Annotated in this window: 21 protein-coding genes and 1 riboswitch; of the genes, 12 read left to right on the plus strand and 9 right to left on the minus strand. The window is 74.9% G+C overall.

The annotated features are described in order from the left end of the window. Nucleotides 1-75: 75 nt before the first annotated feature. From Ae505Ps2_RS19260 to Ae505Ps2_RS19270, 3 genes are all read right to left on the minus strand, one after another. Nucleotides 76-717 (minus strand): precorrin-8X methylmutase, encoded by a 642-nt coding sequence (locus tag Ae505Ps2_RS19260; RefSeq protein WP_060714708.1) that lies wholly within the window; start codon nt 715-717, stop codon nt 76-78. Next, nucleotides 714-1,913: a precorrin-3B synthase gene (locus tag Ae505Ps2_RS19265; RefSeq protein WP_139318692.1), complete on the minus strand. Its 1,200-nt coding sequence runs from the start codon at nt 1,911-1,913 to the stop codon at nt 714-716. Before Ae505Ps2_RS19265 ends, Ae505Ps2_RS19260 begins: the two co-directional genes overlap by 4 nt. Before the next feature lie 75 nt (nt 1,914-1,988). Further along, the gene (locus Ae505Ps2_RS19270; protein WP_075305760.1) at nt 1,989-2,969 is read right to left on the minus strand and encodes a C40 family peptidase; all 981 of its coding nucleotides are present in this window, start codon (nt 2,967-2,969) and stop codon (nt 1,989-1,991) included. A 193-nt stretch (nt 2,970-3,162) separates the two neighbouring features. Here Ae505Ps2_RS19270 and hisD (Ae505Ps2_RS19275) point away from each other — a divergent pair, with 193 nt between their 5' ends. The 5 genes from hisD (Ae505Ps2_RS19275) (at nt 3,163) to Ae505Ps2_RS19295 (ending at nt 8,354) form a co-directional block, all read left to right on the plus strand. Further along, a complete protein-coding gene (gene hisD, locus Ae505Ps2_RS19275) occupies nt 3,163-4,482 on the plus strand; it encodes a histidinol dehydrogenase (protein WP_075553835.1) in 1,320 nt (439 codons plus the stop codon). A gap of 6 nt (nt 4,483-4,488) precedes the next feature. Next, nucleotides 4,489-5,829 (plus strand): extracellular solute-binding protein, encoded by a 1,341-nt coding sequence (locus Ae505Ps2_RS19280; protein WP_083696049.1) that lies wholly within the window; start codon nt 4,489-4,491, stop codon nt 5,827-5,829. A 66-nt stretch (nt 5,830-5,895) separates the two neighbouring features. Beyond that, nucleotides 5,896-6,762 carry a sugar ABC transporter permease gene (locus Ae505Ps2_RS19285; protein WP_075305763.1) on the plus strand — a complete coding sequence of 289 codons (867 nt, stop codon included), beginning with the start codon at nt 5,896-5,898 and terminating at the stop codon, nt 6,760-6,762. Further along, a complete protein-coding gene (locus tag Ae505Ps2_RS19290) occupies nt 6,759-7,658 on the plus strand; it encodes a carbohydrate ABC transporter permease (protein ID WP_075305764.1) in 900 nt (299 codons plus the stop codon). Before Ae505Ps2_RS19285 ends, Ae505Ps2_RS19290 begins: the two co-directional genes overlap by 4 nt. 3 nt (nt 7,659-7,661) lie before the next feature. Continuing rightward, nucleotides 7,662-8,354, plus strand: coding sequence for an alpha/beta hydrolase (locus tag Ae505Ps2_RS19295; RefSeq protein ID WP_083696048.1), 693 nt, complete (start codon nt 7,662-7,664; stop codon nt 8,352-8,354). A 347-nt stretch (nt 8,355-8,701) separates the two neighbouring features. Here the strand turns inward: Ae505Ps2_RS19295 and Ae505Ps2_RS19300 are convergent, their stop codons facing one another. The 3 genes from Ae505Ps2_RS19300 to hisD (Ae505Ps2_RS19310) are packed head-to-tail and all read right to left on the minus strand — an operon-like array spanning nt 8,702 to nt 11,516. Next, a complete protein-coding gene (locus tag Ae505Ps2_RS19300) occupies nt 8,702-9,430 on the minus strand; it encodes an aldolase/citrate lyase family protein (protein ID WP_075305765.1) in 729 nt (242 codons plus the stop codon). Further along, nucleotides 9,427-10,188 (minus strand): SDR family oxidoreductase, encoded by a 762-nt coding sequence (locus tag Ae505Ps2_RS19305; protein ID WP_075553836.1) that lies wholly within the window; start codon nt 10,186-10,188, stop codon nt 9,427-9,429. The genes Ae505Ps2_RS19300 and Ae505Ps2_RS19305 overlap by 4 nt, the downstream gene beginning before the upstream one ends. Next, nucleotides 10,185-11,516, minus strand: coding sequence for a histidinol dehydrogenase (hisD, locus tag Ae505Ps2_RS19310; RefSeq protein WP_075333242.1), 1,332 nt, complete (start codon nt 11,514-11,516; stop codon nt 10,185-10,187). The genes Ae505Ps2_RS19305 and hisD (Ae505Ps2_RS19310) overlap by 4 nt, the downstream gene beginning before the upstream one ends. A 124-nt stretch (nt 11,517-11,640) precedes the next feature. Here hisD (Ae505Ps2_RS19310) and Ae505Ps2_RS19315 point away from each other — a divergent pair, with 124 nt between their 5' ends. The 5 genes from Ae505Ps2_RS19315 to ugpC all read left to right on the plus strand — a co-directional run bounded on the left by Ae505Ps2_RS19315 (nt 11,641) and on the right by ugpC (nt 16,919). After that, nucleotides 11,641-12,636, plus strand: a complete 996-nt coding sequence (locus tag Ae505Ps2_RS19315) for a LacI family DNA-binding transcriptional regulator (RefSeq protein WP_020626026.1) — start codon at nt 11,641-11,643, stop codon at nt 12,634-12,636. A gap of 94 nt (nt 12,637-12,730) precedes the next feature. Next, entirely contained in the window at nt 12,731-13,726 is a 996-nt protein-coding gene (locus Ae505Ps2_RS19320) for an ester cyclase (RefSeq protein WP_075553837.1), read from the plus strand. Nucleotides 13,727-13,739: 13 nt separating this feature from the next. Next, nucleotides 13,740-14,906: a hypothetical protein gene (locus Ae505Ps2_RS19325; protein ID WP_075305769.1), complete on the plus strand. Its 1,167-nt coding sequence runs from the start codon at nt 13,740-13,742 to the stop codon at nt 14,904-14,906. Nucleotides 14,907-14,988: 82 nt separating this feature from the next. Beyond that, a complete protein-coding gene (locus tag Ae505Ps2_RS19330) occupies nt 14,989-15,876 on the plus strand; it encodes a nitrilase-related carbon-nitrogen hydrolase (protein ID WP_075554276.1) in 888 nt (295 codons plus the stop codon). After that, a complete protein-coding gene (gene ugpC, locus Ae505Ps2_RS19335) occupies nt 15,864-16,919 on the plus strand; it encodes a sn-glycerol-3-phosphate ABC transporter ATP-binding protein UgpC (protein ID WP_020624048.1) in 1,056 nt (351 codons plus the stop codon). Before Ae505Ps2_RS19330 ends, ugpC begins: the two co-directional genes overlap by 13 nt. Nucleotides 16,920-16,947: 28 nt before the next feature. On the opposite strand, the gene Ae505Ps2_RS19340 is transcribed toward ugpC, so the two are convergent. After that, nucleotides 16,948-18,399: a sodium:solute symporter gene (locus Ae505Ps2_RS19340; protein ID WP_075333243.1), complete on the minus strand. Its 1,452-nt coding sequence runs from the start codon at nt 18,397-18,399 to the stop codon at nt 16,948-16,950. A gap of 6 nt (nt 18,400-18,405) precedes the next feature. Continuing rightward, nucleotides 18,406-19,347: an agmatinase gene (gene speB / locus Ae505Ps2_RS19345; protein ID WP_170917059.1), complete on the minus strand. Its 942-nt coding sequence runs from the start codon at nt 19,345-19,347 to the stop codon at nt 18,406-18,408. Between the two features lie 106 nt (nt 19,348-19,453). Here speB and Ae505Ps2_RS19350 point away from each other — a divergent pair, with 106 nt between their 5' ends. Together Ae505Ps2_RS19350 and cobN are read left to right on the plus strand one after the other, a co-directional pair. Beyond that, nucleotides 19,454-21,043, plus strand: a complete 1,590-nt coding sequence (locus Ae505Ps2_RS19350) for a PucR family transcriptional regulator (protein WP_170918274.1) — start codon at nt 19,454-19,456, stop codon at nt 21,041-21,043. A 140-nt stretch (nt 21,044-21,183) separates the two neighbouring features. After that, nucleotides 21,184-21,260, plus strand: a riboswitch (cobalamin riboswitch). A gap of 90 nt (nt 21,261-21,350) precedes the next feature. Then, a complete protein-coding gene (gene cobN, locus Ae505Ps2_RS19355) occupies nt 21,351-24,995 on the plus strand; it encodes a cobaltochelatase subunit CobN (RefSeq protein WP_075553838.1) in 3,645 nt (1,214 codons plus the stop codon). A gap of 69 nt (nt 24,996-25,064) precedes the next feature. Here cobN and Ae505Ps2_RS19360 read toward each other — a convergent pair whose 3' ends face one another. Beyond that, entirely contained in the window at nt 25,065-26,048 is a 984-nt protein-coding gene (locus Ae505Ps2_RS19360) for a DUF4073 domain-containing protein (RefSeq protein WP_075305774.1), read from the minus strand. Nucleotides 26,049-26,067: the final 19 nt, after the last annotated feature.

The following is a 26,067-nucleotide window of genomic DNA, read 5'->3' on the forward strand; positions in this document are numbered from 1 at the left end:
CGTCACTCGCAGGCTCGTTCTCGCTGTGCTGATGCGCGTCACTCGCAGGCTCGTTCTCGCTGTGCTGCTGCGCGTTCACGCGATGATCTCCTGTTCGTGGGCCAGCGCGTTCAGCGCCGCCGCGGTGATCGCCGACCCGCCACGACGGCCGTGGACGACGAGGTGCTCCAGGTCGGTCCGCTCGGACAGGGCCACCTTGGACTCGGCGGCACCGATGAACCCGACCGGGATGCCGATGATCGCGGCCGGGCGGGGTGCGTCGCCCCGGTCGATGAGGTCCAGCACGTGGAACAACGCGGTCGGGGCGTTCCCGATCGCGACCACCGCGCCCTCGAAGCGGTCGGCGAGCAGCTCCAGCGCGGCCGCGGACCGGGTGTTGCCGATCCGGCGCGCGTGGTCGGGGACCCGGGCGTCGCGCAGCAGGCAGAGCACCTCGTTGTCCGCGGGGAGCCGGGCGGCGGTCACCCCGGAGGCGACCATCATCGCGTCGCACAGGATCGGGGCACCGGCCCGCAGCGCGGAGCGGGCGGCCGCGACGACGCCGTCGGAGGCGGCGATGTCGTCGACGAGGTCGACCTGGCCGCAGGCGTGGATCATGCGGACGGCGATGTCGTCGACACCGGGCGGGAGCCCGGAGAGATCGGTCTCCGCGCGGATCGTCGCGAACGAGCGGCGGTAGATCTCGTTGCCGTCGGTGATGTAGTCGTACCCGCTCAGCGGAGCTCCTCGGTCGTGATCGTGCGTCCGTCGATGACGTAGGTGTCGCGCCCGGTGGCGACCGCGTCGCGGTGCGCCGTGTGCGGGGCGCCGCAGCGCCGGCCACAGCCGACGACGTGCACCGCGTCGGGCCCCGCGCCCGCTCGCGGCCCGCCCCGCGCGATCAGCACGAGCGCGTGCGCGCGGACGTCGGCCCGGGACTTCGCGCAGCCCGGAGCGCCCGCGCAGGCACTGACCCGCACCGCCGGGTGCCCGGGGTCGACGACGAGCCCCGCCGCCGCCAGCCGGGCCGCGGCACCGGGTGCGGGGGTGGGCAGCACCAGGGTGCGCCACGGGGTGACCAGCAGCTGCGCAGCCGACTCGGCCAGCAGGTCCAGCTGCCCGGCCGACAGCTCCCCGAGCACCGGCGCGACCCCCAGCGCGCCGCCACCCAGCGCTCCGACGAGCACCGGGCCGGGACCCCCGGGCGTGCTGTCGTCGAGCCCCGGACCGGGGGAGGACACCGACCGGTGTCCGCGCAGCCGGGCCGCCACCCCGGTCGCGGCGCCGGGCAGCTCCGCGGCGCGCCAGGCCCGCGCGGCCGGGTCGGCGGCGTGCGCGGCCCGCAGGTCGAGGAACGCCGCGGCCGCGTCGAGCAGCAGCGCGGGCGCCTCGGCGGGGGAGCAGCACAGGCCGGTCGGGACGCCCGCCACGAGGAGCTCGCCCTCCTCGGGGCCCCGTGCCCGCCAGCACAGGTCGGCACGCTCGGCGGCGACGTCGCCGCGGCCGTCGTCGAGGGCGAACAGGAACCGGCCGGGCAGCGCCGACAGCGCGGGGCGTGCGCACAGGCCGCGGTCGAGCGCGGTGGCCAGACCGCGGACGTCGGCAAGACCCCCGGCGATCCCCGAGAGCGGGGAGGCCAGCACGTTGCGGACCCGCTCGTGGGTGGTCGACGGCAGCAGCCCGGCCACGGTCAGCCGCTCCACCGGGCGCGGGTCGGCCGGGTCGAGGCCGCGCAGCTGCAGGTTCCCGCGCGAGGTCAGGTGGACGGCGCCGTCCCCGGCCTCGCGGGCCAGGGCCGCGACCGCCCGCAGCGCCGCCGCGGTGACCATCCCGCCCGGCAGCCGGATCCGCGCGAGCGCCCCGTCCGCGGCCGCGTGCGGCGAGACGACGCCGGGACAGGCGTCGGTGCGGGTGCGGGTGGTCGGCGACGGCACGCCGGACACTGTAGGCATCCGAGACCGCCGAAGGGACCTGCCGGGGCGGCGGTCACACCTCGTCAGGTGTTCAGATCACGGCAGGTACCGGCGGGCCCCGGAGTACGTCGCGTCGAACCGCACCGGGGTCACCCGGACCGGGGTGGCCGCGTCGAACGCCTCGATCATCCTGCCGCCGCCGGCGTACATCGCGACGTGCGTCGCGGGGGAGTTCCAGAACAGCAGGTCACCGGGCCGCAGGTCGGCGGGGTCGCCGACCGGCCGTCCACCGCGGGACTGGTCGGAGGCGTCGCGCCCGACGGTGATCCCGTGCAGCGCGTAGGCCAGCCCGGTCAGGCCCGAGCAGTCCGGGCCGAACCCGGAGCGCCCGCCCCAGAGGTACGGACGGTCCAGGAACAGCCGCGCGGTCGCGACCAGCCCCTCCCCGGTCGGAGAGGGTGGCGCCCCCGGCCGGAGGGTCTCCGCCGCCGTCCATGCCTGGTCGCCGCCGGGCAGCGCGACCCGGACCGCGTCGCCCGCCTCGCCGACGACCGGCAGCCGGGTACCGACGCTGATCTCGCGCAGCCGCTCGGTGCGGGCCGGGTCGCGGTACAGCCAGGTCGTCGCGACGTCGTCGACGGTGCCGGCGGGCGCCCCCGCGGCGAGCGCGCCGAACGCGGGGTCGTCGACGAGCTGGGCCTCGGGGACCCAGCCGGGGTAGCCACGGTGGTCCTTGGCCGACGGCTGGCCGGGCACGACGATCTGCGCCCAGCCGTCGCGACGCGCCGTCACGGTCACGGGGGCGCCGAGCAGCACCTGGGTCTGGGTGCGCGAGGCGGTGGTGAGCTCGCGGCGGTCCTCGCTGCTCATCGACCCCAGCCACCCGGCCGGGTCGGCCGGGGTGGCGACGGCGGCCCGGTCCCGCGGGCGCGGACTGTCCGGTGAGGTCCACACCGTCGCGACCGACACGGCGACGAACGTCCGCCCCTGTCCCTCGGCGGCCGCGGGGACGGCGGCCGCGGGTAGGACGGCGCAACCGAGCACCGCGGCGAACAGGACGGGCAGGACACGGGGCACGGCCGGGACTCTCGACGGCGGGAGGCGTCGGGGCAAGCACCCACACCGCCGGGTCATCACGACGAGTGGGGTGGCCCCGCTCACCGTTCACGACCCGCCTCGCAGGTCGTCGCCGGGTACCGGGAGGTGAAACGCGCGGCCCGAACGCCGTCAGCCTCTTGTCAGGTCCCCCCGCTGCTCTTAGTGTATGCGTATGCATCTTACTGAAGCGGACCTGCGGCGCATCGGGTCGCCCGTCACCGTGGCGAAGGCGCCTGCCGTCGTCGACAGCGCGGACCTGCGCGACCCGGCCGTGGTCGCCACCGTCTCGGAGATGCTGCGCACCATCTCCGCCGGCGGGATGGACGCGGTGCTGCGCTACGCCCGGGAGCTCGACGGGTTCACCGGCACCGACCTGCTCGTCGGCCCCGCCGAGCTGGCTCGTGCCGGGGACGAGCTGCCCGCGGACCTGCGCGAGGCGCTGGAGGCGGGCGCGGACCGGACCCGTCGGTTCGCGCGGATGCAGCGGGACCGGCTGCAGGACTTCGAGGCCGAGGTCCTGCCCGGGGTGGTGTGCGGTCAGCGTCTGATCCCGGTCGGGAACGTCGGCGCCTACCTCCCGGCGGGCCGGTTCCCGCTGCTGGCCGGCGCGTTCATGACGGTCGGGGTGGCCGGGGTGGCGGGCGTGCCGAACATCGTCGCGGCGACCCCGCCCTCGCGCGACGGGCGCCCGCACCCGGCCGTGCTCTACGCGGCGCACATCAGCGGTGCCGACGCGGTGTACGCCGTCGGCGGTGTGCAGGCACTCGCCGCCATGGCGTTCGGGCTGCTCGACGGGACGCCCTCGGACATGATCGTCGGCGCCGGCAACGCCTACGTGGCCGAGGCCAAGCGCCAGCTCTACGGGCAGGTGGGCATCGACGTGCTGGCCGGGCCGTCGGAGATCGCGGTGATCGCCGACGACACCGCCGACGCCGCGACCGTCGCCGCGGACCTGCTGGCCCAGGCCGAGCACGGGCCGACCTCGCCCGCGTCGCTGGCCACCACCTCCGCGCGGCTGGCCGAGGAGGTCCCGCGGGAGATCGAGAAGCAGCTCGCGGGCCTGGCCACCGCGGAGATCGCCGGCGCGGCCTGGCGCGACCAGGGCACGGTCTACCTGGCGCCCGACCGCGAGACCGTCGCCCGGGTCATGGACACCCTCGCTCCCGAGCACCTCGAGGTGATCGCCGAGGACCTCGACTGGTGGCTGGGGCGGCTGCGCAACTACGGCTCGCTGTTCCTCGGCCCGCACTCGACGGTGGCCTACGCCGACAAGGGCATGTCCGGCACCAACCACGTGCTGCCGACGACCCGGGGGGCGCGCTACACCGGCGGGCTGTCGGTGGCCGGCTTCCTCAAGCAGCTGACCTACCAGCGGGCCACGCGCGAGGCGACCCGGGCCCAGGCCGAGCCGACCGTGACCGTGTCCGACTTCGAGCAGCTCGTCGGACACCGGGACAGCGCCCGCATCCGACTCGACGCGCTCAGGAGCTGAACGCGCATGCGTATGTATACACGGGGCGTGGTCGCCGGCCGCGGCGCCCGCCTTCCGGTGGTCGCGGTGGGGCTCGCCGTCGTCCTGCTGCTCGCGGGGTGCGGCGCCGGGTCGCGGACCCCCGCCGCCACCGCCACGCTCGTCCCGTGTGACTTCCCGCCGCCGCCGTCGTCGGTGGACGTCAACGTCCTGGCCTACAACTCCTCGGCCATCGACCCGTTCACCAACTCCATGGTGCGCAGCTGCTCCAAGGACGGGGTGACCCTGCACCACGAGCCGGTCGACTACGCGGGCCAGTCGCAGAAGACGACGGCCACCCTGGCCGGGCGCTACGGCACGTACGACATCCTCGAGACCTACGGATTCGTCGTCCCGCAGCAGGCCTCGACCGGCAAGCTGCACCCGCTCGACGATCTGATGGTCCGCTACGGCGCGGAGCTCGGTCTCGACCGGCTCAACCCCGAGATGCGCGAGGCGCTGTCCTACGACGGGAAGCTCTACGGCATCCCGATGCAGGCCCAGACCTTCGTCATGGCCTACCGCCGCGACGTGTTCGACCGCCTCGGCATCGCCCCGCCGCGGACCTTCGCCGAGCTGCGCCAGGCCGCCGACCGCATCCAGCGCGAGGGCGGGATCCGCTACCCGCTGGCCCTGCCGCTGCTGGCGAGCTCGGACGTCGCGACCGCCTACGACGCGGCGCTGGGCTCGCTGGGCACCGACTACGTCGACCGTGACACCGGCCGCCCGAACTTCGACACCCCACAGGCCGCGCGGGCCTTCACCGAGCTGCGGTCGCTGCTGCCGTTCATGGACCCGCAGGTGACGACCTTCGCCCAGCCCGCGGTGCAGCAGCAGATGTACAACGGCTCGGCCGCGATCGCGATCATGTTCAGCGGCCGCATGCTGGATCTCACCGACCCCGCCAACAGCCGGTTCGCGACCGACTTCGCGTTCGCCGCGCCGCCGTCGGTCGCCGGTGGGGACGTCCTCTACAACGCCCTGTCGGTGGACGGCTGGGCCATCCCGGAGAACACCGAGGTGGACAAGGACCTGCTGTTCCGGCTGGTCGCCGCCTCGGTGGGCGAGGAGGCGTCGCGGGCCGCGGTGCCGGCGGCCTTCCCGGCCCGCGAGGGCAGCGTGACGCCGGCGAGCAGCCCGTTCGCGCCGGCGCAGCTGACCGCGCTCGGGAAGGCCCCGCCGCCGGAGCCGTTCCCGTGGACCTCCCGGATCAGCAACGAGACCCGCCCGGTCGTCGCCGACGTGCTGGCCGGCCGGACGACGATCCCCGACGGTCAGCGGCAGATGCAGGAGATCGCGACCGCGATCGTCGCCGAGTACCGGCGCTGACGTACTGGCGCTGAGGTACTGGCACTGACCCCTTCCCACTACCCACGAGAGCGAGGTGAGGCGATCATGCGCAGGCGCGAGTTCCTGGGGCTGGTCTCCCCGAGCCTGCTGGTGATGCTCGGCCTGCTGCTGTTCCCGCTCTACAAGACGGTGGAGTGGAGCCTGCAGCGGGTCAACTACGGCGAACCCGGCACCTTCCTCGGCCTGGACAACTACGCCCAGGCCCTGTCCGACCCCCGGCTCGGGCGGGCCGTGCTGTTCACCGTCGGCCTGACCGTCGCGGTCGTCGCCGTCCTACTGGTCGGGGGCTACGTGCTCGCCGTCCTGGTCAACGGGCTCGGCCGGTCCCGCCCGTGGGTCCTCGGCGTGCTGCTGGTGTCCTACGTCGTGCCCAACGTCGTCGGCGCCACGATGTTCTCCTGGCTGTTCGACTCCAACTTCGGCGGCGTCGTCGACTACCTGATCACCGAACTCACCGGGGCCGAGATCCTCTGGTTCACCGAGCCGTGGGCGAACCGGGTCATGATCGGGCTCGACACGGTCTGGTTCATGCTGCCGTTCGCCATGCTGGTGATCCTCGCCGGGCTGCAGGGCGTGCCGGGGGAGATCGTCGAGGCCGCCCGGATCGACGGCGCGACCGGCTGGCGGGTGCACTGGCACGTGATCGTGCCGAGCATCCGGGGCGTCCTCACCTTCGTCTCGATCATCTCGATCATGGACGTGCTGCGGACGTTCGACCAGCTCGTCCCGCTCTCGCCGCAGGCACCGCAGATCGGCAACGAGTCGATCATGCTCTACATCTACAACATCGCCTTCCAGGACGGCGGCCAGCAGCTGGGGCTCGGCAGCGCGATCAACGTGCTGCTCATCGTCCTGATCGTGCTGCTGCTCTCCCCGTTCATCCGGGACATGGCCAAGGAGGCCCGCCAGTGACCAGCGTGCAGACCACCCCGCCGGCCACCACCGCCCCCGGCCCGTCCGACGATGCCGGCCCCGCCCGGGCCCGCCGCCGCCCGCGGGGGAGGACCGTGCTGGTCGGCGGCCTGCTGCTGGTGGTCTGCTGGGTGATGCTGAGCCCGGTGCTGTGGACGGCCATGTCGGTCACCAAGCCGACCGACGTCGCCTTCCTCGACCCGCCGGTGTTCACCTGGACCCCGACGTTCACCGCGTTCGTCGACCTGTGGCAGACCACCGAGTTCTACCGGTACCTGCTCAACACCCTGGTCGTCGCGCTGATCAGCACGGTGATCGCGCTGCTCATCGGCATCCCCGCCGCCTACGCGCTGTCGCGCTACCCGGGCTGGGTGTCGGTGGCCCTGCTCATCACGGCGCTGATCTTCCGTGCGCTGCCCCGCTTCGCGGTCGTACTGCCGATGTACGAGCTGTCGCGCTCGCTGGGGATCTACGACACGACCGTCGCCGTCGCCGCCGCGCTCGTGGCGATCAACCAGCCGTTCTCGATCTGGCTGCTGCGCAACTTCTTCGCCGAGATCCCCAAGGAGCTCGACGAGGCCGCCATGCTCGACGGCTGCAGCCGCTTCCAGATCCTCTGGCGGGTCATGGTGCCGCTGATGGGCCCCGGGATCCTGACCGCGGGGATCTTCATGTTCCTGTTCGCGTTCCAGGAGTACCTGACGGCGAACGTGCTCACCGACGTCGTCGCCCGCACCGTCCCGGTCTTCATCGCCACCCAGCTCGGGCAGACCCTGCCGATGCTCCAGCAGGCCGGCGCCGCCGCGATCCTGCTGACGCTGCCGGTGATCGGGTTCGCCTTCGTCGCCCAGCGCTACCTCGTCGCCGGTCTGGGCGCGGGCTCGGTCAAGGGCTGAGCGGTGCCCGCCGTCCCGTCGTCCCCGCCGCTGGTCCTGCTGCCGGGCATGAACTGCTCGGCCCGGCTGTGGGGCCCGGCGGGGGCCGGGGCGCTGCACCCGGTCCTCGACCGGCCGACCCTCGACGAGCAGGTCCAGGCGCTGCTCGACGCCCTGCCCGACCGGTTCGCCCTCGGCGGGCTCAGCCTGGGCGGGATCGTCGCGATGGCGTTGACCCGGCGGGCCCCGGAGCGGGTCGCCGGGCTGTGCCTGATGGCGACCAACGCCCGCGCGCCCACCCCCGAACAGCGCGCCGGCTGGGACGCGGCGCTCACCCGGCTCGACGACGGCGCCCCCGCCCGGGCCCTGCAGCCGCTGGACCTGCTGCTGCACGACCGGTCGCTCGACGCCACCGCCCTCCAGATGGCCGACGAGACGGGGGAGCGGCGCCTCGCGGCCCAGCTGCGACTGCAGGGCACCCGCGTCGACGAGCGCCCGGCCCTGCCCGCCGTCGCGGTGCCGACCCTGGTGCTGGCCGGCGAGCAGGACCGGCTGTGCCCGGTCGAGCGGCACACCGAGATCGCCGAGCTGGTGCCGGACGCCCGGCTGCACGTGCTGCCGGGCGTCGGTCACCTGCTCCCGGTCGAGGACCAGGACACAGTGGCGGCATTGCTGGGGGAGTGGCTGTCCGAGGTGCACGGGCGCTCCGCCCGCTGATCGCTCGCGTGTGTGATCCGGAGCCCGCGCGGTGATCCCGCGTTCGCGTGCTGATCCGACGCCCGCGCGGTGATCCGACGCTCGCGCGGTGATCGGCTGTTCGCGCGCGTCGGGACGCGCGCGACGACCGGTTCTGCGCGCGTACCGCGGATCACCGCGCGGCCGTCGGGCACGTGGGGGAGCCGACGCGCCCGGGGGCAGGGGGACGCGCCGAGCCCCGGCTCGGGGGTGTTGTGCGCCGGGCCGACCGCAAGATTGCCGCGAGCGAGGGTTCCGGTGCCACGGACGGCACCGGAACCCTCACTCGCGGCGATCATGGTCGGAGCCTGCCCTGCCGGCGGCGGCGCTCAGCCCGTCGCCGTGGCCAGCTCCCGGAACGACGCCATCATCACCGCGGTCAGGTTGTAGACCACCAGCTGCGCCCCGCCGTCGAACGACGCCGCGGCCGCGTCCGCCGATCCCGCCAGGTCGGCCCGCACGGCGCCGCGGACCGCCGGGTCGGCGCGCACCGCCGCCAGCAGCTCCGCGACGGGCGGGTCGGTGTCGGTGCGGGACGCGCCCAGGTCCGCGACGCCGACGAGCCAGCCGTCGATCCCGTCCACCCCGACGATCTCCCCGGCCCGGGCGAGGGCGCCGGGTGACTCGAGCATCGCCACGACCAGGACGTCCTGCGCCGCCGCCCGGTGCTGCGCCGCGGTGACCTCGCCGAACCGGCCCGCCCGCGGGTACGTCGCGAACCCCCGGGTCCCGTGCGGTGGGTACCGCAGCGCCCGCACCAGCGCGGCGGCCTGCTCCGCGTCCTCCACGTGCGGGGCGACGATCCCGCGGGCGCCCTGGTCGAGCGCGCGCTGGGCCAGGTGGTGCTCGCCCTCCCCGGGCCGGACCAGCACCGGGAGCCCGTGCGCGTCGGCGAACGCGATGTGGGTGCGCAGCGACGACACGTCGGCCGGGCCGTGCTCGCAGTCGATCAGGACGAAGTCCAGACCGGCGACGGCGAGCATCTCCACGATCTCCTCGCACGGCATCCGCACCAGGGCCCCGGCGAGCCGCTCCCCGGCGGCGACCCGCGCCCTCACGCGATCATCCCGGCCGACAGGTCGACGTCGGCGCCCGACAGCCCCGGCATGGCGAGCATCGCGACGACGGCCGCACCCACCTCGTCGGCGGTGATCATGCGGCCGAGCGCGGCCCGCCCGACGAACGCCGCGCGCGCCGCGGCGACGTCGGTGCCGGTCCGCCGCGCCTCGAGGGCGAAGTTCCGGTCCATCCGGTCACCCTCGACCGGGCCGGGCGACAGGGCGTTGACCCGCACCCCGGCCGGGCCGGCCTCGAACGCGAGCGTCGAGGTCAGCCCGAGCACCGCGGTCTTCGACGCGCAGTACGGCGTGCGTCGGGCGAGCGGCCGCTTCCCCGACACCGAGGCCACGTTGACCACGTCGCCGTCGCCGCGCTCCAGCATCGGCGGCAGGAACGCCCGGCACACCAGGTAGGTGCCGCGCACGTTGACCGCGAACACCTCGTCCCACTCCTGCGGGCTCACCTCGACCAGCGGGGCGACCGGACCGGCGATCCCGGCGTTGTTGACGACGATCGAGACCTCCTCGTCGCCGAGCCGGTCCGCCAGGTCCGCGACGGAGTCCGGGTCGGCGACGTCGCACGTCTCGGCCCGGGCGGCGGGCCCGATCCGGGCCGCGGTCGCGGCGAGGGCGTCGGCGCGCCGTCCGGCGAGTACGACCCGGGCGCCGGCGCGGGCCAGGTGCGACGCGATCGCCGCACCCAGCCCGCTGCCGCCGCCGGTCACCAGCGCGGTGCGCCCCGTGACCGATCCGCTCACGACCCGGCCACCGGGACGGCCGGGGTGGCGGCCGTGACCTCATCGAGCCAGCCGAACCGGTCGCCGCCGTGCCGCCAGGCTCGCAGGTCGCCTGAGCGGGCGTGCCCCTCGAACAGCTCCACCCGCGACGCCCGCCCGCAGACCCGGCCGAGCTCGGCGCTCGCCGCGGGGTCGCGCACCTCCTGGTAGGTGCAGGTCTTGAGGTACTTCCCGACCCACAGCCCGCCGGTGTAGCGGGCCGCGCCCAGGGTGGGCAGCACGTGGTTGGTGCCGATCACCTTGTCGCCGTAGGAGACGCAGGTGTTCTCCCCGAGGAACAGTGCCCCGTAGTTCCGCATCCGGTCCAGCGCCTCGCGCGGCCGGGCGGTGAACACCTGGACGTGCTCGGCGGCGAGGTCGTCGGCGACGCGCCACATCTCGTCGGCGTCGTCGCAGACCACGATCCGGCCGTGGTCGCGCCACGCGGGCCCGGCCAGGTCGTTCGTGGGCAGCCCCGGCAGCAGCCGGTCGACCAGGTCGAGCACCGCCCGTCCCAGTGCGGCGGAGGTGGTGACGAGTACGGCGGGGGAGTCCGGGCCGTGCTCGGCCTGCGACAGCAGGTCGACGGCGACGGTGAGCGGCTCGGCGGTGTCGTCGGCGACGACCAGGATCTCGGTGGGCCCGGCGAACAGGTCGATGCCGACCTCGCCGAACAGCTGCCGCTTGGCCTCGGCGACGTAGGCGTTGCCCGGTCCGGCCAGCATGTCGACCGGGGAGATCGAGTCGGTGCCCAGTGCCATCGCCGCGACCGCCTGGACCCCGCCCAGGACGTGGATCTCGTCCGCGCCGGCCAGGTGCATCGCCGCGACCGTCGCCGCCGGGACCTCGCCGCGGATCGGGGGCGTGCAGGCGACCACGTGCGGGACGCCCGCGGCCTTCGCGGTCACGATCGTCATGTGCGCCGACGCCGTCAGCGGGTACCGCCCGCCCGGCACGTACGCACCCGCCGAGCCGACCGGGACGTGCCGGTGCCCGAGGACCACACCCGGCAGGGTCTCGACCTCGACGTCGTGCAGGGACTCCCGCTGGACCCGCGCGAAGTTCCGGACCTGGTCCTGCACGAACCGGATGTCGTCGACCACCTGCCGCGGCAGCGACGCGACCAGCTCGTCGACCCGCTCGGGGGTCAGGCGCTCCGGGGCGCGGCCGTCGAACCGGTCCGCGTACTCCCGCACCGCCGCGTCGCCGCGCGTGCGCACGTCGTCCACGATCGCCCGGACCCGCTCGGCGACGCCCGCGTCGCTGCGGCGCGGGGCCGTCCCCGTCGCACTCTTCAGTTCCTGCGCCATACCGCCCTCTCTTGGTAGCATACGTATGCGCTACGGCTCAGCAGTGAACGGCGGCGACGCGCCGCTGTCAAGGGTGTGTCCGGCGGAGCACTAGGCTCGACGGCCGGTCGGGGGAAGGGCGGACATGGTCACCAGTCGCGACGTGGCGAGGCTCGCCGGGGTCTCGCAGCCGACGGTGTCGCGCGCGCTCACCGACCACCCCCGGGTGTCGGAGGCGACCAAGCGCAAGGTCCGCGAGGCGGCCCTGGCCCTGGGCTACTCGACCAACGCGATCGGGCGGGCGCTGTCGGTGGGCCGCTCGAACCGGATCGGGCTGGTCGTCGCCGACCTGGAGAACCAGTTCTACGCGAACATGATCGGCCCGCTGCACCACGAGCTGGAGGGGCTCGGCCACGAGCTCGTGCTGATCACCGAGTCGGCCGGGACCGCGCCGCTGCCCGAGCGGGTCGCCGCGCACGGCCTGGCCGGGGTGGTGCTGTCCACGACGACGGTGGACTCCATCCAGCCCGCCCGGCTGCGCGACCGCGGCGTGCCGTTCGTCTACCTGAACCGGACCGCACCCAGCGTGGCCGCCGACGCGGTGACCGTCGACCCCGAGCAGGGTGTGCGCGAGGTGCTCGACGAGGCCGTCCGGCTGGGCCACACCCGGATCGGGGCGATCTTCGGGCCGCGCAACACCAGCACCGGTGAGGTGCGCGAGCAGGTCGTGCGCACGGTGCTCGACGAGCACGGCCTGACGCTCGCCCAGCGCGACGTGCTGCACGGCCCGTTCGACTTCGCCACCGGCCGGGAGGGGTTCCGCACGCTGTACGAGCGGGCCGGCGGACCGACCCTGCTGCTGTGCGGCAACGACGTCGTCGCGCTCGGGGTGCTCGACGCCGCCGCCGAGGCCGGCGTCCCGGTGCCCGGTCACACCTCGGTGGTCGGCTTCGACGACCTGCCGACCTCGCGCTGGGCCATGGTCCGTCTCAGCACCGTCGCCTACGACCTCGACGAGGTCGCCCGGGAGTCCGCCCGCCTGGTCGTCGCGCGGCTGACCGACCCCACGGCCGAGCCGCGGCACGTCGTGTACCCGACGCACTACGTCGCCCGCGCGACCGTGGCCGCTCCCCGGGCGTAGCCGGTCCGGTCGCCGGAAATCCCCGCGCGGCCCTTGCCGGCAGATGTGCATACGCATACAGTCGTGGCACGGATCCCGGCGAGGAAGGACGACCATGGCGCTCGACCCGGTCGCGTATGAGCCCTACAACGACCCGGACGACTTCATCCGGGAGGTGACCGACCGGATCTGGGTCCAGCGGGACGTGTCCTACATCGTCGACAACTACGAGCCGGACTCGATCGTCCACGGCGGGCTCGGCACCGTGGTCGGCCGCGACGGGGTGATCGAGGGCAGCCTGATGCGCATCGCGGGCGCACCGCAGCACGTCGGGCAGGCGGAGGACGTGGTGTGGGAGGCCCGCGGCGACGACGCGTTCCTCAGCTCGCACCTGGTCTTCTCCGCCGACGAGATCCTCGTCGACGGCGTCGTGCGGCGGATCCGCAAGCGCACCATCGCCAACTGTCTCTACCGCCGCGGGCGGATGGTGGAGGAGTGGGTGGTGCGCGACGAGCTCGCCGACTGCCTGCAGCGGGGCATCGACCCCGCCGAGGCCGCCCGGGAGCTGCGGTTCCGCGGCTACCAGGGCTCGATGACCGAGCAGCCGCCCAAGGACGTGCTCGCGGTCGGCGACAGCGGCCCGCGGCCGGACGACTTCCGGCCCGAGTGCGAGATGGTACTGGAGTTCCTCGAGGAGGTCTGGAACTCCCGGCGCTACCAGAAGGTCACCGACTACATGCACCGTGACCTGTTCCTGCACACCGTCGGGGACCAGACCGTCGTCCGCCCGGACGGCTACCAGCGCGACCTGCTCGCGCTCGTCGCGCCGTTCCCGGACGCCAGGTTCGAGGTCCGCGACGTCCAGACCAACCACGCCGAGCGCTACGCGGGCCTGCGGATCGCGGTGACCTGGGTGATGCGCGGGACCTACCGCGGCACGCCCGCGTTCGGTCCGCTCACCGGCGGCGAGGTGGAGCTGCTCGGCGTCTCGCAGTTCCTGGTCCAGGGCGGCCGCATCGTCAAGGAGGTCCGGGTCTTCGACGAGATCGCGCTGCGTGCGCAGATCGACGCCGGCCGGACCGAGGCGTTCACCGACACCAACATCTACTGACCGGAGCACCGACATGCACGACACGGTGGTCAGCGTGGGCGAGCTCGCCCGCCGCACCGTCCGGCACGCGGACTGGGTCCCGTGCAAGGCCGCGTTCATCGACTGCCGCACCCCGGGCTCGGACCGCAAGGACAACTACTCCTTCATCGGCCCCGGGGTCACGCAGAACGCGTCCCAGCACGTCAACCTGCGCGAGCCGCACGGCTTCAACCTCGGTGCGGCGGGCATGCCGCACGGCACCACGAACAGCCTGCACCTGCACTTCACCGCCGAGGTCTTCATCAACTTCGACGGCGACTACGAGCTGCGCTGGGGCCCGGACGGCACCCAGGGCACCTACCGCAGCGTCGACGGCGACGTCGTCTCGGTCCCGCCGTGGATCTTCCGCGGCTTCACCAACGTCGGCGACGACGACGGCATCCTGCTCACCGTCCTGGGGCGCGACGACACCGGCGGCATCATCTGGGGCCCCACGGTCCTGGCCGAGGCGGCCGGTCACGGCCTGCACCTCACCGCGGACAACCGGCTCGTCGACACCGTCGCCGGGGACGCGCTGCCCGACGACGTCGCGCTGATCCGGCCGATGGAGCAGGCCGAGATCGACCGGCTCGACGTCTACACCCGCGAGCAGTTCCGTGGCCGCGTGGTGCACGCCGCCGACCGGCCGTGGGTCGCCGAGCCGTACCTGTGCTCGCGGCTGCCCGGCGGCGGCGCCGAGTTCGCCCCGGTCATCGGCTGGGGCAGTGTGGAGAGCCGGGCCGCCGTACCGCGGCTGCTCGACCCGCACGGGTTCGCGCTGGCGTGGCTGCGGGCCCTGCCCGGCGACGGCGTGCTCACCCACCGGCACGACGCGACCCAGGTGCTGACGGTGAAGGCCGGGCACTGGGCGGTCACCCTCAACACCGGCGACGACGCGCGCAGCGTCGAGCTCGGCCCGCGGGACACCCTGTCGGTGCCGCCCGGCGCCTGGCGCTCGGTGACGGCGCTCGACGCCGAGGGCGGCCGGACCGCCACCCCCGGCACCGCGGAGCTGCTGGTGGTCACCGGCGGCGACGGCCGGGTCCGGCACGAGTGGGCGCGCGAGGTCGTGGCCGCTGCCCGTGACCGGGGCCGGGTCCTCGACGCCGACGGCTACCTCGCACCGGCCGCGGTGCTGGCGTTCGCGGCCGAGGACGACTGAGGCGGCCGGGATGTCGGCGACGGACCCCACGGAGGCGGGGCCGGCGGCGGGCCCCACGGTGCCTGCACCGGAGGCGGGGCCCGTGGCCCCCGCACCGGCGGCGGCCACCGACGGCCGGGTGACGGTGGCGGCGTGCCGGATCCCGGCGCGGATCGACGCCCCGGACCCGGCGATCGCCGAGCGCGCGGTGCGCGAGGCGGTCGCCGGCGGCGCCCGGCTGGTCGTCCTGCCCGAGCTCGCCGTCTGCGGGTACGCCTTCGCCGACGCCGCCGAGGCGCGGGCCGCCGCCGAACCGGCCGACGGGCCCACCGTCGCCCGGTTCGCGGCCCTGTCGGCGGAGCTGCGCTGCGTCGTCGTGGCCGGGTTCGCGGAGCTCGGCGCCGACGGCCGGGTCTACAACAGCGCCGTCGTCGTCGAGGACGGGCTGCGGCGCGCGGTCTACCGCAAGGTCCACCTGTGGGACCGCGAGCACACGCTGTTCACCCCCGGCGACGCCGCACCTCCGGTGGTCGCGACCGCGGCCGGCCGGATCGCCCCGATGGTCTGCTACGACCTGGAGTTCCCCGAGTGGGTACGCCGGGCCGCGCAGGACGGCGCCGAGATCGTCGCCGCGCCGGTGAACTGGCCGTGGCGCCCGACCCCCGGCGGGCAGGACCCGCTGGAGGTCGCCAAGGTCCGCGCCGTCGCCGGGGCGTACCGGGTGCACGTGGTCGCCGCGGACCGCTGCGGAACCGAGCGCGGGGTCGCCTGGTTCGAGGCGCCGGTGATCGCCGACGCCGACGGGAACCTGCTCGCCGGGCCCGGCGGTCCGCCGCCGGGGGAGCCCGGCGTGCTGCTGGCCGCCCTCGACCCGGCCGCCGCCCGCGACAAGCGCCTCACCCCGCACAACCACGTCCTGCGCGACCGCAGACCCGACCTGTACCGCGCGCCCGACCCCCCACCGGAAGGACCACCACCATGGCCGGCGTGACCTACGACGCGGTGACACGGCGCTACCCGGGCTCGCCCCGGGCCGCCGTCGACGCCCTCGACCTCGAGATCGCCGACGGCGAGTTCCTCGTCCTGGTCGGGCCCTCGGGCTGCGGCAAGACCACCTCGCTGCGGATGCTCGCCGGGCTGGAGGACGTCGACGGCGGCCACATCCGGATCGGCGAGCGCGACGTCACCGGCGTCGCGCCCAAGGAACGCGACATCGCCATGGTGTTCCAGAACTACGCCCTCTACCCGCACATGTCGGTCGCCGAGAACATGGGCTTCGCGCTGCGGATGGCGGGCACCGCCAGGGCCGAGATCGCCCACCGGGTCGCCGAGGCCGCCCGCATCCTCGACCTGGAGGCCTACCTGGACCGCAAGCCCAAGGCGCTCTCGGGCGGGCAGCGTCAGCGCGTCGCGATGGGCCGCGCGATCGTCCGCCAGCCGCAGGTGTTCCTGATGGACGAGCCGCTGTCCAACCTCGACGCGAAGCTGCGCGTGCAGACCCGCACCCAGATCGCGTCGCTGCAGCGACGGCTGGGGGTCACCACCGTCTACGTCACCCACGACCAGGTCGAGGCGATGACGATGGGCGACCGAGTGGCCGTGCTCAAGGACGGCCTGCTGCAGCAGTGCGCCGCCCCCGGCGAGCTGTACGCCCGGCCGGCCAACGCGTTCGTCGCCGGGTTCATCGGCTCGCCGGCGATGAACCTGCTGAGCCTCCCGGTGACCCCCGACGGGGTCCGGCTGGGCGGCGTCGACGTCGCGGTGCCGCGCGGGGCGGGGGACACGGTCACCGTGGGCGTCCGCCCGGAGGACCTGCGCCTGGCCGAGGACGGGATCCCGCTGGAGATCGACCTCGTGGAGGAGCTCGGCGCGGACGCCTACGTCTACGGCCGCGCCCGCGTCGACGGCGTCGAGCACCCGATGGTGGCCCGGGTGGACGGACGCCGCCCACCGGCGCGGGGCACCGGGGTGCACCTCGCGCCGGACCCGGCGCGCACGCACCTGTTCGCCGCCGACGGCGCCCGTCTCGGCTGACCGTGCGGGTGGGCCCGCCGGCCGCTGCTCAGTCCCGGCCCGCGGCGGCGCCCACCCGCGCGTCCCACCCGGCCCGCACGTCGGCCTCGACCGGGCGGGTCGCGAGCGACACCACGACGAAGGCGACCAGCCCCGTCCCGAGCCCGGCGAACACCGGCTCGTTGGCGTAGAGGTCGCCCAGCGCGAGCATCGTCGCGAGGGTGACCACCGTCCCGGTGCCCATCGCGGCGAGCGCCCCGGCCCGGGTGGCGCGCCGCCAGAGCAGCCCGCCCAGCACCGGCACGAGCAGCCCGCCGACCAGGATCCCGTAGGCCAGGGTGAGGGCGGCGACGACGTCGCGCAGCAGGCAGGCGATCCCGACCATGACGACGCCGAACGCGGCCACCGCCCAGCGGTTCCCGGACAGCTCGTCGTGCGCCGGGTCCGCGGTGCCCGTGGCCCCCGCGGCCGCGCCCCGCCGGCGGCGCAGCGCGCCGAGCAGGTCCTGGTCGAACACCGTCGCCGTCGCCAGCAGCGCGCCGCTGGAGGTCGACATGACCGCCGAGAGCGCAGCGGCGAGCACCAGCCCGGCCAGCACCGGCGGCATCGCGGCCTCGACGATCGCGGCGAACGCGTCGTCGCGCGAGTCCAGGCCGGGCACGACGACCTGCGCGGCGGTGCCGATCAGCGCGCCGACCACGCCGTAGGCCAGGCAGTACAGCCCGGCGCCGAACCCGGCCCAACGCGCCACGCCGGGGGAGCGGGCGGTGAACACCCGCTGCCAGATGTCCTGGCCGATCAGCAGCCCGAAGCCGTAGGTCACGAAGTAGGTGAGGATCGTGCCGCCGCCGATCGAGGTGAGCGACAGCGCGTCGGCGGGGACCGCGGCGACCAGCCCGTCCCAGCCGCCCGCCCGCCACAGCGCGACCGGCAGCAGCACCAGGAAGATCCCGACGGTCTTGATCAGGAACTGGACGAAGTCGGTGAGCGTCACCGACCACATGCCGCCCAGCGTGGAGTACACGACCACGACCGCACCGCCGATCAGGATCGACGGCACCCGCGGCAGGTCCAGCAGCACCCCGAAGATGGTCGCGTAGGCGATCGTCGAGGTGACGGCCAGCATCAGGGTGTAGGCCCACATGACGATCCCGGACGGGGCGCCGAGCCCGGTGCCGTAGCGCAGCTCCAGCATCTGCCCGACGGTGAACACCCCGAGCCGCTGGATCCGCCCGGAGAACGCCAGCGACAGCACCAGGATCCCGGCGCCGATCGCGACGACCAGCCACATCCCGGACAGCCCGTACTGGTAGCCGAGCCCGACCCCGCCGATCGTGGAGGCGCCGCCGAGGACGACCGCGGCCATCGTCCCGGAGTAGAGCCACGGCCCGAGCCGGCGCCCGGCCACGAGGAAGTCGGTGCGGTCGGTGGTGCGGCGACGCCCCCAGAACCCGAAGGCGATCATGGCGGCGAGGTAGAGCACGACGACGGCGACGTCCATGGCGGATCAGCCCTTCCGGTTGGCGGCGAGCACGGACACCAGCTCGTAGGCGACGTGGGCGGCGGCGATCCCGGTGATCTCCGCGTGGTCGTAGGCGGGGGAGACCTCGACGACGTCGGCGCCGACGACGTCGACCCCCACCAGCCCGCGCAGGCAGTGCAGCAGCTCACGGCTGGTCAGCCCGCCGGCCTCCGGGGTGCCGATGCCGGGGGCGTGCGCGGGGTCGAGCACGTCGATGTCGACCGACACGTACACCGGCCCGGTGCCCAGCCGGCGCCGCATCCGCTCGACGACGGCGGGCACCCCGTCGGTCTGGAAGTCGTCGGTGCCGATCACCTGGAAGCCGAGGACCTCGTCGTCGGCGAGGTCCTGCTCGCTGTAGAGCGGGCCGCGGATGCCGACGTGCACGCAGCGCCGCGGGTCGAGCAACCCCTCCTGCGCGGCGTTGCGGAACGGGGTGCCGTGGGTGATGTCGGCGCCGAAGTAGGTGTCCCAGGTGTCGAGGTGGGCGTCGAAGTGCACGACGCCGACCGGCCCGTGGGTGCGGGCCACCGACCGCAGCAGCGGCAGCGCCACGGTGTGGTCCCCGCCGAGCGCGAGCAGCGTGGTGCCACCGGCGCGCAGCCGGTCCGCGGCCTGTTCGACGGTGGCGATCGCCTCGTCGATCGAGAACGGGTTGATGCCGAGGTCACCGGCGTCGGCCACTTGCTGGGCGGCGAACGGGGAGACGCCCAGCGGCGGGTGGTAGGGCCGCAGCAGCTTCGACGCCGCCCGCACGTGCGCCGGGCCGAACCGGGCGCCGGGCCGGTAGGACACCCCGGCGTCGAACGGGAGCCCCAGCACCACGACGTCGGCGTGCTCCACCTCGTCGAGGCGGGGGAGCCGGGCGAACGTGGTGGGTCCGGCGAAACGGGGGACGACGCTGGCGTCGACCGGGCCGACGGTCACGGTGGGCCTCCTCGGGGCGGCGGTCTCGGGTGCGCCCACGGTCGGGCACCGGGCACGCAGGGGGAAGTGACGAAACGTCGAAGTCCGCGCGATGATCCTCGACGTGGTGTCCATCCCGTCGTCCGGTGTCACGCTCGCGACCCTGCTCGCCGACCCCGCGCTGCGGCTCGGGCGCGCCGCCGTCGACGACGCCGACCTCGACGTCGTGGTCGCGGCGGCCGCGGTGTCGGAGCTGACCGAGCCCGGCTCGTGGCTGGAGGGCGGCGAGCTGGTGCTCACCGTGGGGTTCCTGCTGCCCTCGGACGTCGAGGGGCTCACCGCCTACGCCCGGCACCTGCGCGCGCACGGCGTCGTCGCGCTCGGGCTCGGGCTGGGTGCGGACCTGCCGCACCGCCGGGTCCCGGCCGAGCTGGTCACCGCCGCCCGCCGGGCCGGGCTGCCGCTGCTGGGGGTCCCGGACGGGGTGCCGTTCGTCGCGGTGACCCGGGCCGTGTTCGCCCACCGCGACGCCGCCGAGCGGGCCCGGCTGCAGTGGGCGCTGCGCACCCAGCGGGCGCTCACCGCGGCCGCCGTCGTCCCGGGTGGGCCGGCGGCGGTGCTCGCGGTGCACGCGCAGGCCACCGGGCGCACCGCGGTGGTCGTCGACCTGCTCGGACGGGTGCTGGCCGCCGCCCCGCCGGACGGCGCCGACGCCCTCGCCGCCGGCCTGGCGGGCACCGTCGCCGCCGTGCGTGCCCAGGGGCTGCTGGGGGCGGCGGTCGAGACCGGCGGCGGGCGCCGCCGCGAGGTGCACCCGCTGGGCTCGCACCGGATCCGGGCGCTGCTGCTCGTGGACGGGCCCGCCGCGGGACCGCACTCCAACCAGGTCACCGGGGACCTGGTGTCGCTGCTGTCGCTGGACCTGGAACGCCGCGCCGGTCTCGACGCCGCGGTGCGCCGTGGCCGGGCCCGGTTGCTCGCGTCCCTGGAACGCGGGGTGGTCGACGACGCCGTCGCCGGACGCAGGCTGGCCGCCGCCGGTCTGTCCGAACAGCCGCTGCGCGCCGCGGTCGTCGCCGCGCCGCGCCCGGACGAGCTGGCCGCCGACCTCGCCGCCGTGCTGCCCGACGCCCTGGTCCGGGTGGTGCGCGACGGCCCGGGGACCGAGCCCGCCGACCCCGCGGGCCGGGTCGAGCTGGCCGTGCCCGCGCCGGTCGACCTGGACACCGTGCTCACCACCCTGGCCGCGGGCCGCCCGGCCGGGATCGGGATCGCGGTGCGCCCCGGCGCGCTGGCGGTGTCGCTGCGCCAGGCCCGCTCGGCACTGCCGGTGGCCCGGCTGACCGGACGGACCGCGCACGCCGAGGACGTGGCGTCGAGCCGGATGCTGCTCGCGCTGCTCGACCACGACCGCCTCGGCGGGTTCGCCGACGCCGTCCTCGGCCCGTTCGACGCCGACCCGCGCGGCGCGCAGCTGCTGCGCGCGGTGGCCGCGTTCGTCGAGCGCAACGGCCACTGGGAGGCCACCGCCGCCGCGCTGGGCGTGCACCGGCACACCGTGCGGAACCGGATCGCCGCGGCCGAGCGGCTCAGCGGTCGCCGGTTGTCCTCGGCCCAGGACCGCCACGAGCTGTGGCTGGCGCTGCAGGCCCGCGACCTCGGCCGGGCCGGTGACGACACCCCGCCCGCGGGCGGGGCGGGCGCCGATCGGTTCTGACGGCGGGGTGCCCCCGTTCCGCTCCCGCCCCGCCCACCACGCCGCCGCACGTGCGGATCACCACCCTGGTCCGGCGCACCTTGACGGGACCCCGGGCCGCCACCGAAGGTGACTCACGACAACCGAAGACGGCGAGCGGGAACCAGGAAGCCGGTGCGAGTCCGGCGCGGTCCCGCCACTGTCACCCCCGGCCACGGCCGGGGGGAGCCAGACACTGCGCCCGTTCGCCGCGCCACCCCACCCGGGACGAGGATCCCGAGGAAGGTCCGTCGATGACGCGCGCCCATGCTGTGCCCGGAGCCCTCCGGTGATCCTCCTGTTGTCCACCTCGGACACCGACCTGCTCTCGGCCCGGTCCTCGGGCGCGGACTACCGCCTCGCCAACCCGAACCGGGTCACCCACGACGAGCTGGCCGAGATGGCCGACGCCGCCGACGTCGTCGTCGTCCGTGTCCTCGGCGGGTACCGCTACTTCGAGGAGGGCCTGGACCTGCTGCGGGCCCGCGCGACGCCGCTGGTCTGCCTGGGCGGGGAGATGGCCCCGGACGCGGAGATGATGGAGCTGTCCTCGGTGCCCGCGGGCGTCGCGGCCCAGGCGCACACCTACCTGGCACAGGGCGGCACCGAGAACCTGGCGCAGCTGCACGCGTTCCTGTCCGACACCGTGCTGCTCACCGGTGAGGGCTTCGCGCCGCCGGTGGATCTGCCCGAGTGGGGTGAGCTGTCCGTCCCGGCCACCGACGTCGACGGTCCGACGGTCGCGGTGCTGTTCTACCGCGCCCAGTTCCTCGCCGGGAACACCCGCTACATCGAGGCCCTCTGCGAGCAGATCGCGGCGAAGGGCGCCCGCGCGCTGCCGATCTGGTGCGCGTCGCTGCGCCAGGCCCCGGCCGCTCTGCTCGAGCGGCTGCGCGAGGCCGACGCCATGGTCGTCACCGTGCTCGCCGCGGGCGGTACCAAGCCCGCCGGCGCCCAGGCCGGTGGCGAGGACGAGGAGTGGGACGTCACCGAGCTGGCCGCGCTCGACGTCCCGATCCTGCAGGGCCTGTGCCTGACCAGCTCCCGGGCCACCTGGGAGGCCAACGACGACGGGATGTCCCCGCTCGACGTCGCCACCCAGGTCGCGGTGCCGGAGTTCGACGGCCGGCTGATCACCGTCCCGTTCTCGTTCAAGGAGACCGACGCCGACGGCCTCTCGGTCTACGTCCCCGACGACGAGCGGGCCGCCCGGGTCGCCGGGATCGCCGTGAAGCACGCGACGCTGCGCCGGGTCCCGAACGCGGACAAGAAGATCGTGCTGATGCTGTCGGCGTACCCGACCAAGCACGCGCGGATCGGGAACGCGGTCGGGCTGGACACCCCGGCGTCGACGGTGGCGCTGCTGCGCACGATGGCCGCGGCGGGCTACGCGGTCGCCACCGAGGGCGAGGCGGCGTTCCCGGGCGTCGAGGCCGGCGACGGCGACGCGCTCATGCACGCCCTGATCGAGGCCGGCGGGCAGGACCCGGACTGGCTCACCGAGGACAAGCTGGCCGGCAACCCGGTCCGCATCTCCGCCGCGACCTACCGCAGCTGGTTCGACACGCTGCCCGAGGACTTCCGCGACGGCGTCGTCGAGCACTGGGGCGAGGCGCCGGGCGAGCACTACGTCGACCGCTCGCAGAACCCGGACGGCGACATCGTCGTCGCGGCGCTGCGCCGCGGGAACGTCGTGCTGATCGTGCAGCCGCCGCGCGGTTTCGGGGAGAACCCGGTCGCGATCTACCACGACCCGGACCTGCCGCCGTCGCACCACTACCTGGGCGCCTACCGCTGGCTGGCCGCGCCGGAGTCCGAGGGCGGGTTCGGTGCGCACGCGATCGTGCACATCGGCAAGCACGGCAACCTGGAGTGGCTGCCCGGCAAGACACTGGGGATGTCGGCCTCCTGCGGCACCGACGCCGTCCTCGGCGACCTGCCGCTGGTCTACCCCTTCCTGGTGAACGACCCCGGCGAGGGCACGCAGGCCAAGCGCCGTGCGCACGCCACCCTGGTCGACCACCTCATCCCGCCGATGGCGCGCGCCGAGTCCTACGGCGACATCGCCCGCCTGGAGCAGCTGCTCGACGAGCACGCCAACATCTCCGCGCTGGACCCGGCGAAGCTGCCCGCGATCCGCCAGCAGATCTGGACGCTGATGACCGCGGCGCAGATGCACCAGGACCTCGGGCTGGAGCAGCGTCCCGACGAGGACGTCTTCGACGACATGCTCATGCACGTCGACGGCTGGCTGTGCGAGATCAAGGACGTCCAGATCCGCGACGGCCTGCACGTGCTCGCCCAGGCCCCGGCCGGGGAGCAGCGCGTCGACCTGGTGCTGGCGGTGCTCCGCGCCCGGCAGATGTGGGGCGGCGAGCAGTCGGTCCCCGGTCTGCGCCAGGCCCTCGGGCTGGTCGAGGACGGCTCGGAGACCAACGCCCGCACCGACGCCGTCGAGCAGGTGGCCCGCGCCCTCGTCGCGGCGATGGAGTCCCGCGGCTGGGACCCGGCCGCAGTCGACGCCGTCGTCGACGAGCACCTGACCCCCGGCCCGGCCGGCTCCGAGGTGCTCCCCGCCGTGGACGCCGACGGGGTGCGTGCGGTGCTGCGCTTCGCCGCCGACGAGGTCGTGCCGCGGCTCGACGCCACCGCGCACGAGCTCGACCGGGTGCTGCACGCCCTCGACGGCGGCTTCATCCCGGCCGGCCCGTCCGGCTCCCCGCTGCGCGGGCTGGTCAACGTGCTCCCGACCGGGCGGAACTTCTACTCGGTCGACCCGAAGGCCGTCCCGTCGAAGCTGGCCTGGGAGACCGGGCAGGCGATGGCCGAGTCGCTGGTCGAGCGCTACCGGGCCGACCACGGCGAGTACCCGCGCAGCGTCGGCCTGTCGGTGTGGGGGACCAGCGCGATGCGGACCTCCGGCGACGACGTCGCCGAGGTGTTCGCCCTGCTCGGCGTCCGCCCGGTGTGGGACGACGCGAGCCGCCGCGTCCGCAGCCTGGAGGTGATCGACCTCGACGAGCTCGGCCGCCCGCGCGTCGACGTCACGGTCCGCATCTCCGGGTTCTTCCGCGACGCGTTCCCGCACGTGCTGGCCCTGCTCGACGACGCGGTGAAGCTGGTCGCCGAGCTGGACGAGACCCCGGAGCAGAACTACGTCCGCGCCCACGTCGAGGCCGATCGCGAGCGCACCGGCGACGACCGCCGCGCCCGCACCCGGATCTTCGGCTCCAAGCCGGGCACCTACGGCGCCGGGCTGCTCCAGCTCGTCGACTCCCGCGACTGGCGCGGCGACGCCGACCTCGCCGAGGTCTACTCCACCTGGGGCGGCTACGCCTACGGCCGCGGCCTCGACGGCGTCCCGGCCCGGGACGACATGGAGAACGCCTACCGGCGGATCGCGGTGGCGGCCAAGAACATCGACACCCGCGAGCACGACATCGCCGACTCCGACGACTACTACCAGTACCACGGCGGCATGGTCGCCACGGTGCGCGCGCTGACCGGCACCGCGCCGGCCGCCTACGTCGGGGACTCGACCCGTCCGGAGGCGGTGCGCACCCGCAGCCTGCACGAGGAGACCGCCCGGGTCTTCCGTGCCCGCGTGGTGAACCCGCGCTGGATCGCCGCGATGCGCCGGCACGGCTACAAGGGCGCGTTCGAGATGGCCGCGACCGTCGACTACCTGTTCGGCTGGGACGCCACCACCGGCGTCATCGCGGACTGGCAGTACGAGACGCTGACCGCCGAGTACGTGCTGGACCCGGACAACCGCAAGTTCCTGTCCGAGTCCAACCCGTGGGCGCTGCACGGCATGGCCGAACGACTGCTGGAGGCCGTCGACCGCGGGCTCTGGGAGAGCCCGGAGCAGGCGACGCTGGACGCGCTGCGCCAGGCCTACCTGGAGTCCGAGGGCGACATCGAGGGTGACTGATCCCGTCGTGCCCCGGCCCGGGCCACGCCCCCTCGTCGAGCGGGTCGTGGCCCGGGCCGTCGGCGGTGGTCAGCCGCCCGTGGTGATCTCGATGCGGTTCACCACGGTGTCCGCGGCGAAGTCGTGCGCCTCGACCACGGTCCGCCCGCCGTCGACGACCAGCCGCAGCCCCTGGTTCATCGCCCGGGTCGGGGCGGCCACCTCGCTGCCGTCCGGCGCGGTCGACCACTGCGTCTGCAGTGAGCCGGTGTTGACGGCGGTGAACCCCTCGGGGTGGCCGCCCGGGACGGTGCGGCGGACCGCCCAGTCGTCGAGCCCCAGGTCGTAGTGGGTGTGCCCGGTCAGGAACACGACGTCGGGATGGTCGCCCATGATCTGCAGCAGCCGGTCGTGCTCGGGCCGCGGGTACTGGCAGCAGTAGTTGTCCGCGCCCGTGGCACCCCGGGTCCCCGACACGGTGTCGAGCAGCGGGTGGTGGGAGAACACGAGCACCGGACCCGGCCGGGCCGAGGCGCGGTCGAGCTCGCGGTCGAACCAGTCCAGCTGCTCGTCGCCGAGGACGGCATAGGCGTCGTCGCCCGGCGCCGCCACGCTGCCGAGGAACAGCACCGGCACCCCACGGACGTCGCTGCGGTGGTAGGGCGCCGGCATCCCGGTGTAGCGCAGGAACCGCTCGGTGAGCACGGCGTCCGGCTCCCCGGTGTAGTACTCGTGGTTGCCGATCGCGGCCAGCGTTCGGGCCCGCGGCGGACCGGCGGCCAGCGCGGCGGTGAACGCCTCGTACTCGGCGACCGTGCCGGAGGGGACCAGATCGCCGTTGACGACGAGCGCGTCGGCGGGACCGGGGCCGTCGGCGTCGCGGCCGAGGTCGTCCAGATCCGCGAGGGTGTGTGCGAGGTCGGGCAGATCACCCTGCACGTCGCTGACCACGTCGAGCACGGCCCGCGGCCCGGCCTGCGGCGCGGGAGCGGCGAGGGCGGCCGGCGCGACGGCGAGGGACAGGGCGAGCACCGCTGCGGCGACGAGGCGGATGCGGGGGGACGGGCGGGTCACGGGACCTCCGGGGGAGTGG

The organism is Pseudonocardia sp. Ae505_Ps2 (genome assembly GCF_001932425.1).
GTDB lineage: Bacteria > Actinomycetota > Actinomycetes > Mycobacteriales > Pseudonocardiaceae > Pseudonocardia.